Origin of the sequence: Aquimarina sp. AD1 (assembly GCF_003443695.1) — a bacterium.
In the GTDB taxonomy this organism is placed as follows: domain Bacteria; phylum Bacteroidota; class Bacteroidia; order Flavobacteriales; family Flavobacteriaceae; genus Aquimarina; species Aquimarina latercula.
Genome location: NZ_CP031966.1, coordinates 3,872,418 through 3,880,352, shown reverse-complemented (window position 1 = coordinate 3,880,352; position 7,935 = coordinate 3,872,418). Strand labels below are relative to the sequence as shown.

The window sequence follows — 7,935 nt, the reverse complement described above, 5'->3', positions numbered from 1 at the left end:
GCTTTTTATTTGAGTTGAGTTATTCATTCTAATATTTTTTTTGGGGTGCTCACTATTCTATTTTTAATATATATAGATCGCCGTTATATGTATTATTTACGTTAGAAAATAAACTTTGTTTTGCATTATCTAATGTGTCAAATTTGTTTAAATAAACATATATGTAATTATCTTTTGGATTTCTAAAAAACTTAGGCTCCAAACCTTGAGATTTCAGTCTTTCCATTCCTCTTTCAAAATAATTTTCTCTTTTGAAAATATTGGTTATTAAATAATAACCATTCTCTATATTATGTCCTCCGATATAGGATAAACTTTCTGTTAAAACCGTGTCATCTTTTACTGTATCCTTAATCAATCTTGATTCTTGTACTAGCCTTTTTAAAGATTCTACCCTACTCTTAGCAATATTTAAAATCCACATATCACCAAAGTATTTATTTCCTATGTTGTTTAAATAATTCTCTGCCGCTTCCTCTTTATTAGCATAATACTTAATCGCAACATATTGATATTGGTTTTCCGGATTTAAGATTACCTGAGAATCATTAAATCCTAAATCTTTTAACTTATTAGTAAAACTTTCTGCATAAGTTCCTCCTCTAAACACATTACCAATCAAATAAAACCCTTCTGGATATCCTGGTATATATTTAGTAGCATACTTAGCTTCAGGTCTTGTTGCTTCGGCGAACTTTATAAATCTATTTTTAGAAGTAAGTCTTTTAGAGCTTGTAGGGTCATTGTTTTTCTTAACCTCTTCAGCTTCATCACTCATGCTTACTAAAGACTCCAAAAGTTTATTAAACTCTCTCTTATCCAAGTTTTTTGATGATGTTAATAGAGAATCTCTCGATGCAATTAATTTATCAGTAATTCTACTACTATTATCTAACTCCTTTTGTATTTCTTCTAAATCTTCACCACCATCATTTTCAGCCTCTGCTTCCTGTCTCTGTCTTTCTTCTTTTGCCAATCTTGCAGCTTCAGCTTCTTGTCTTTGTCTCTCTTCTTCAGCTAATCTTGCAGCTTCCGCCTCTTGTCTTTGTCTCTCTTCTTCAGCCAATCTTGCAGCTTCTGCCTCTTGTCTTTGTCTTTCTTCCTCAGCCAATCTTGCAGCTTCTGCCTCTTGTCTTTGTCTTTCTTCTTCAGCTAATCTTGCAGCTTCTGCCTCTTGTCTTTGTCTTTCTTCCTCAGCCAATCTTGCAGCTTCCGCCTCTTGTCTTAATCTTTCTTCTTCAGCTAATCTTGCAGCTTCTGCCTCTTGTCTTTGTCTTTCTTCTTCAGCCAATCTTGCAGCTTCTGCCTCTTGTCTTAATCTTTCTTCCTCAGCCAATCTTGCAGCTTCTGCCTCTTGTCTTTGTCTTTCTTCTTCAGCCAATCTTGCAGCTTCTGCCTCTTGTCTTAATCTTTCTTCCTCAGCCAATCTTGCAGCTTCTGCCTCTTGTCTTAATCTTTCTTCCTCAGCCAATCTCGCAGCTTCCGCCTCTTGTCTTAATCTTTCTTCCTCAGCCAATCTTGCAGCTTCTGCCTCTTGTCTTAATCTTTCTTCCTCAGCCAATCTTGCAGCTTCTGCCTCTTGTCTTAACCTTTCTTCCTCAGCCAATCTTGCAGCTTCCGCCTCTTGCCTTAATCTTTCTTCCTCAGCCAACCTTGCAGCTTCTGCTTCTTGTTTTAATCTCTCTTCTTCAGCTAATCTTGCAGCTTCTGCTTCTTGTTTTAATCTCTCTTCTTCAGCTAATCTTGCAGCTTCTGCTTCCTGATCTTTTTGTACCGAAACTTCTCTTTCTAGTGTTTTCTGAGACTCTTCTCTTCTTCTCTGCTCTGCCATCTCCAGCTCTAACTTCTTCTGAGCCGCTAATCTTTCTTCCTCAGCCTTTTGCTCAGCTATTTCAACTTCCAATCTCTTCTGAGCAGCCAATCTTTCTTCTTCAGCTTTTTGTTCAGCCATTTCAACTTCCAATCTCTTCTGAGCAGCTAATCTTTCTTCTTCCTCTCTAGCCGCTTGAGCTTCTGCTTGTTTTCTAGCTTCTTCTGCAGCTACTTCTTGTCTCTCAAGCTCAGCAGCTTGTTGGGCAAGTCTAGTTGATTCTTCTGCTTTTCTTCTCTCTTCAGCTTCGGCTTCAGCAGCAGCTTCTTGTTGTTCTGCTTCGGCTTCTCTAGCAGCTTCTTCTGCAGCTATTCTAGCCTCTTCTGCTTGTATTCCTGCAGCTTCTTCTGCTTTTCTTCTCTCTTCAATTTCTAATTCAAGATTTTTCTGAGCAGCTATTCTTTCTTCCTCAGCCTTTTGCTCTGACATCTCACGCTCTAATTTCTTTTGAGCTGCTAAGTCTTCTGCTTGCTTATTGAGTAGTTTTACTTCTTCTTCTCTTTGTAAAGCTAATTCTCTTGCTTTTCTAGCTTCTTCTTCTTTAGCTTCTTGAATAGATCTCTCTAATCTATTCATTGTTCTTTGTGCCTGACTCAGAGAATCTCCTCCTGTCCTCTGTAGTTCTCTTATTATTTTATTTTGATCTAAGATCTCTTTCTTAAGTCTTCTAATTTCAGAATCCCTCTGTAATGAACTTTTTGAAGAAATATTTCGTCTTTTCCTTCTACGTTCTTCTTTAGCAAAATTAAACGCCAGTCCAAATTCGTGTGTAGCTCCGAACTCAGCAGCCGTAGCATCTCCACCGATACCTGGTTCAACAGTATAGCCTATAGAAACCACTTTTGTAATATTTGCTCCAATTCCTATAGAACCTCCATAAAAACTATTATAACCAAGTTGTGCCCATCCGTATTTTGGTATTTCGAATAACACATTACCTCCATATCTTAAATCCTGTTCACCTGGTTTAGAGGCATAAACCATTCCACGCAATTCATTATCAATTCTTCTCCAATCTAATTCTGTTGTGTACATTACATGACCTGAATATTCGAAATTATCAGTTAGTAATTCGCTCGCAGTAAGGTTATAAGTAACTAGGTTTCCAACGGATACACCAACATCGAAATTACCATAATTGAAGTTTACACCAGGACGTAATAAAAACACAGAGCTATTTTCGTAATTATTAATTATGTCATCATTTACTTGTGCCTCATCAAGATTACTTTTTAAAGCACTTTGGGAATAACTTAAATTTACCCCAAACGTAAAATTCATGTCTCTGTTAAGTTCTATATTATATGCATAATTTAATGTAGCGCCAAAAAACCTAAATATCCCGACATTCTGCTGAAACAAACCAATACCTATTCCTGTTTTTTCCTCGAATCTAGCAGAATAATTAAGAAAATATGTCTGAGAATTATCACTAAAACTTGCTCTAGGGTTTCGATTATATATGTTTATTGAATTTTTATTTTCTCTTACCAAAGAAAAGGTAGGATTAAACATAAATCGATTATACTTAAGAGAATTATGTAACGGAATATCTGAAGGCAATATACCTGATGTATTAGATGATCCATCTTGTGAATGCACAAGGTGTGAGCAAAAAATTAATGTGGATATATAAAGTATTTTTTTAATCATAAATTATCTCATTACTGTAATTGTCCCCTTTTTAACGACTGTACTACTTCTAGAAATTATATAATAATAAATAAGTTCACTTGCTTGAGATGCAGAATCATTTGGCCAATCTGCATTATAGCCTCCAGTTTTTTGGAAATCTATTTTTCCATTCGATGAATAGATAGTAACTTCTACATCATTTTCGCTAAATGAATTCGGTAAAACCCATGAATCATTTGCAACATTTCCTCCAGGTGTAATAACATTAGGGATTAATTCTGATAATGCCGCTGGTCCTCCAACCACGGCAGTTTGTGTATCAACCGTACATAAAGAAGTACTTATTCTGGCAAAGTAGTTTCCATCTTCTGTTACCGTTAACGTATTTGTTGTTTCGCCATCTATTAGAACTTCTTCTCCATTTTCAATTATATACCACTCATATGTAAAATTCGCATTTAATGGCGCTGTCAACACAACAGACTCTCCTGGTTCTAAAACCGGAGGCGTAATATCCAGTACTATATCGCTAGATAAAAAGTCAATAGGTAAATTATTAGAGACAGCATCTGGTAAACCTCCTGGTCTAAAAACAGCTCTTAATTCAAAACTTCCTCCGCTATCTGAACGACTAACATCTAACGACAAAGAAGTCTCACCAGTTGAGACTCCATCATTAAACCATTCGAAATCGAAAAAATTAAATTGTTCCGTTGTCAGTGGAACCCGATCTCCTGTCGAGGTTATTCCGACCATTTCGGTCAATGTAATTGTAATTGGATCCTGTTCACAATCAACAACTTCGTCTGGCGCTATGACAATATCAAACCTTTCGGCTGATCTTATTATAGTTTCAGAAAACAACATTGTCATACATGGGTCATCCGGAAATAGTGCATCAATCTCTATTCTATAATCCCCAACCCCATTTACTGGTACATCAAAAGTAATTGTTGGACCTGTTGTAATTCCTTGAATTAAAACATTTGTATCTCGTATCCATCTAAATGTACTTCCGATTGGGGCATCAGTTTCTACAGTTAAAGTTAATATCTGTGTTGGTAACAATATCAAACCTTCTGGAAGTGGAGCTGTAATGCTTGAGCCCTCATTAGTAACTGTTACTAGGTCAGTAATTAGCGTACAATCCTCACTTAATTCTATTCGTAAAGTATACTCTCCACCGAAATCATTATCGGGTAAAATTATGTTTGGAGAAATTTCTCCATCCAATTCTTCACCATCCTTTATCCACTGATAGTTATATGAAAAATCTATTAAACTTGCTCTTAATTCTTTGAACTCATCAGGGCAAAACGAAAAATCATCATCCGTAACTATAGTAATATCATCAGGATTAATCAACGAAGCATCCACAGCATTCGATCTATTAAGGGGATTGAAAAAGTTATTACATAATCCTAGAGGAACTCTTGCTATATATCTTCCTACTTCTGTGATTATTAAAGATGGGCTATTTTCTCCGGGAATTATTGCTCCATCCTTTAACCACTCCCATTTCAATGTGTTTACATCTACCGAGTTGTCATTTTCATCTCTAACTTCAACAGCTATCTCCTTAGCAAATGAGGCTACATTACAAAAAATTATCTCATCCCTTCCATTTAAAATTATTTCTAAATTATCATCAAAAAAATGAAATGCTATTGCATCAGAAATTTCACTAATTATATCAACCTCTGAAGCTCGGACCCGTATTCTAAAATCATCACTGTTAGCATTAGTGGGTACCGATATATCTGTGAAATTGATGTTAGAAGTCGCAGCGGTTCCATTATTTGGACCCATAACTCTTCCTAATTCTGTTATGTCAGATTGATTTGCAAAACTTCCTGTAGCGTCTGAAAGTTCCAAAATAAACTCATTATTTGTTGGTAATGCATTACCAGGCGATAACTCCGCAGTAAAATCAAAACCATTAGTCAAAGTACCACAGGCTTGTGGAGCAGAAGTAAGAGATGGCGGACCTATATTACGCTGCGCTTTGGCAACATGGATTCCCATTGCCAAAACGATCATGACGATTAAGAGGTTAAGTCTTTTATTCATAGCTATCACATCAGTTAAATTTGTGTGAATATATGCAACATTAATCAAGCGATTTGGGGCGCTTGTTGATAATGTTGTTAATATAAATATTGTAAAGTCATAAAATTATGAATTAAAAATTTATATCAAACCAATTTTTCGTTTTTTTTTGTAATAATATTCTTACTTCGTTTTGAAGAGTATGATTACATCTCTAAAAACATAAAGTATTAGTAGTAATTATTTATATTAAAACATTGATTATCAATATTTTATATTAAAAAAATATACATTAAAAGTTGCTTAAAAAAGCAAGGTTTTACATTTTTTACCGACAAAAATCAAAAATTTTTTGAATGAAAAAGTGAAAAAAAAAATAATTTTTTGATGTTATGCGCACATCATAAACACCTAAAAAAGGCAGTTTTTGCCGATTAAGTGTACTAATTTTTTAGAATTATTAACCAAATTTAACGTTAATTATTACAGAAAAGCTTATCATAAATATCACAAACATGTTTGGAGAAAAAATTGCAATAATTTTCCTTAAATATTATCTAAAAAGGATATACTTTTTATTAACAAACGTTTAAATAAATAAAAGGGAATATTCCCTGAAAATATACATAAAAAAACCCCGAAATTAGTTCCGAGGCTCTAAACTTTAAACTATCTAAATATTACTCATTAGATGTCTTTTCTCCGTTAAGTTCTTCTATAATTTTATCTGTAAGATCTAATTCTTCCTTAGCGTAAAACAAGTTTTTCACCTCTGTTTCTCCATAGATATAAGTATATCCATTTTTCTTACCATACTCTTTTATAAAACCTTCTACTTTTGAAATTATAGAATCTATTTCAGCTTGACTACCTTGCTGAATTTCTTGCATTCTTGTTTGCTGTTCTCTTTGTAAGCCCTGTTGTTTCACCATCAACTCCTGTTCTTTCTTTTCTCTATTCGTTTGAGACATTGATTTCATAATATTTTGGTATCCCTGTACCTCAATCTGAAATTGCTTTGCTTTCTCTTCTAATTCTGCACGTACTTCATTATTTTTCTTAGTCCACTTTTCTTTAGCGGTCTTCATCTCATTAAAATCAGATACTACTTTTGTATTATTTACAAAACCAGTTTTCTCAATTTGCTGATTGCAAGAAGTCAATCCTATTATCGCAACAGCAATCCATATAAAATTTCTCATTATTCTAAAATTTAGTTCTGCGCAAAAATATCAAAGTTAGATTGATGTTATACCTATAAGTACATCAAATTAATCTGATATAAGAAAAAACAATAATAAAAGAGTTTACTATTGTAAAAATCAATAATTTTTAACTAAAAACCAACGATTTTAAGCCGTTTTTATAAAAAAGGAAAGAGTATTGCTACAAAACATTAAAAAACACCCTCAAAACTTCTTAAAAAAAGAAATCATCCGTTTTTAAGAATATAAATATGAGAAGAATATTCTTTTGATCCTTTTGCTTTAACATTAGAGAGAAAACCAATCCAAACTGCTCGAAAATAGTTCATCGCACCATTTTTATATTTCTCCGATAACAATGCAACATAAAACGAATCGAAAACCAACGGTACGATTTTCTTTAAGTTAATATTTTCTTTTGCAAAAAGCTTTTCTATTGACGTTTTAGAAAAATGCCATAAATGCCTTGGTACATCATAAGCCGCCCAAAATGATTTATAATAACCAGCGTCAAATGATCTAAAATTAGGAACCGCTATTATTATATACCCACCAGGTTTTACCAATCGTTTTAACTCTTTTACCTGAATCTCTAAATCAGGAACATGTTCTAATACATGCCACATAGTAACAACATCATAATTATGCGAAGGTAAATCAGTAGTATCTGGTTCTAAAATAATCTTCTTTTTTCGCGCAATTTCTCGAGCTTGTTCATTTGGCTCTACACCTTTTACCTGCCAACCTTTCAACCTAGCTTGCACTAAAAAATCTCCTGTTCCTCCACCTATATCCAAAAGAGTACCAGAACCTTGATTTAAACTTGATATTAATTTGACCTTTTTATTAAGTGAATATTTCTTAACTAAGTGATAAAGTTTCTCAAAAAAGCTTCGTTTAGAATCCGTATGAGAAATGTAATCATCACTTTCGTAATATTTACCTAAGTTTTCAACACCAGGTTTAGGCAATGTTATTAACATATCAAGATCCTTATCTTCATATAGCTTAAACTTTTCTCCAGAAACTGTAAAATCTTTACACTCTATATAAAAATCCAATTTTTCCTTATTCATTTTAAATCGAAAACTATTTTTTAAAATTACGCTGCACTTTTTAAACTACGTATAAAACAACCCAGCATTTTGTCAATTTTAAAATACTGAAATTATTCAA

4 protein-coding genes are annotated in these 7,935 nt (G+C 33.6%); all 4 read right to left on the bottom strand.

Features of this window, described 5'->3' with window-relative positions; translation table 11 throughout:
- Nucleotides 1-52: 52 nt before the first annotated feature.
- Nucleotides 53-3,523, bottom strand: coding sequence for a PorP/SprF family type IX secretion system membrane protein (locus D1815_RS16735; protein WP_118388340.1), 3,471 nt, complete (start codon nucleotides 3,521-3,523; stop codon nucleotides 53-55).
- A 3-nt stretch (nucleotides 3,524-3,526) separates the two neighbouring features.
- Entirely contained in the window at nucleotides 3,527-5,575 is a 2,049-nt protein-coding gene (locus tag D1815_RS16730) for a gliding motility-associated C-terminal domain-containing protein (protein ID WP_120650505.1), read from the bottom strand.
- Between the two features lie 659 nt (nucleotides 5,576-6,234).
- Nucleotides 6,235-6,756 (bottom strand): OmpH family outer membrane protein, encoded by a 522-nt coding sequence (locus D1815_RS16725; protein WP_027394497.1) that lies wholly within the window; start codon nucleotides 6,754-6,756, stop codon nucleotides 6,235-6,237.
- A gap of 230 nt (nucleotides 6,757-6,986) precedes the next feature.
- Nucleotides 6,987-7,835, bottom strand: coding sequence for a bifunctional 2-polyprenyl-6-hydroxyphenol methylase/3-demethylubiquinol 3-O-methyltransferase UbiG (locus D1815_RS16720; protein WP_118388336.1), 849 nt, complete (start codon nucleotides 7,833-7,835; stop codon nucleotides 6,987-6,989).
- Nucleotides 7,836-7,935: the final 100 nt, after the last annotated feature.

Coding starts and splice junctions, on each gene's coding strand:
- D1815_RS16730 (WP_120650505.1), bottom strand. CDS start 5,575: ATGAATAAAAGACTTAACCTCTTAATCGTCATGATCGTTTTGGCAATG.
- D1815_RS16720 (WP_118388336.1), bottom strand. CDS start 7,835: ATGAATAAGGAAAAATTGGATTTTTATATAGAGTGTAAAGATTTTACA.
- D1815_RS16725 (WP_027394497.1), bottom strand. CDS start 6,756: ATGAGAAATTTTATATGGATTGCTGTTGCGATAATAGGATTGACTTCT.
- D1815_RS16735 (WP_118388340.1), bottom strand. CDS start 3,523: ATGATTAAAAAAATACTTTATATATCCACATTAATTTTTTGCTCACAC.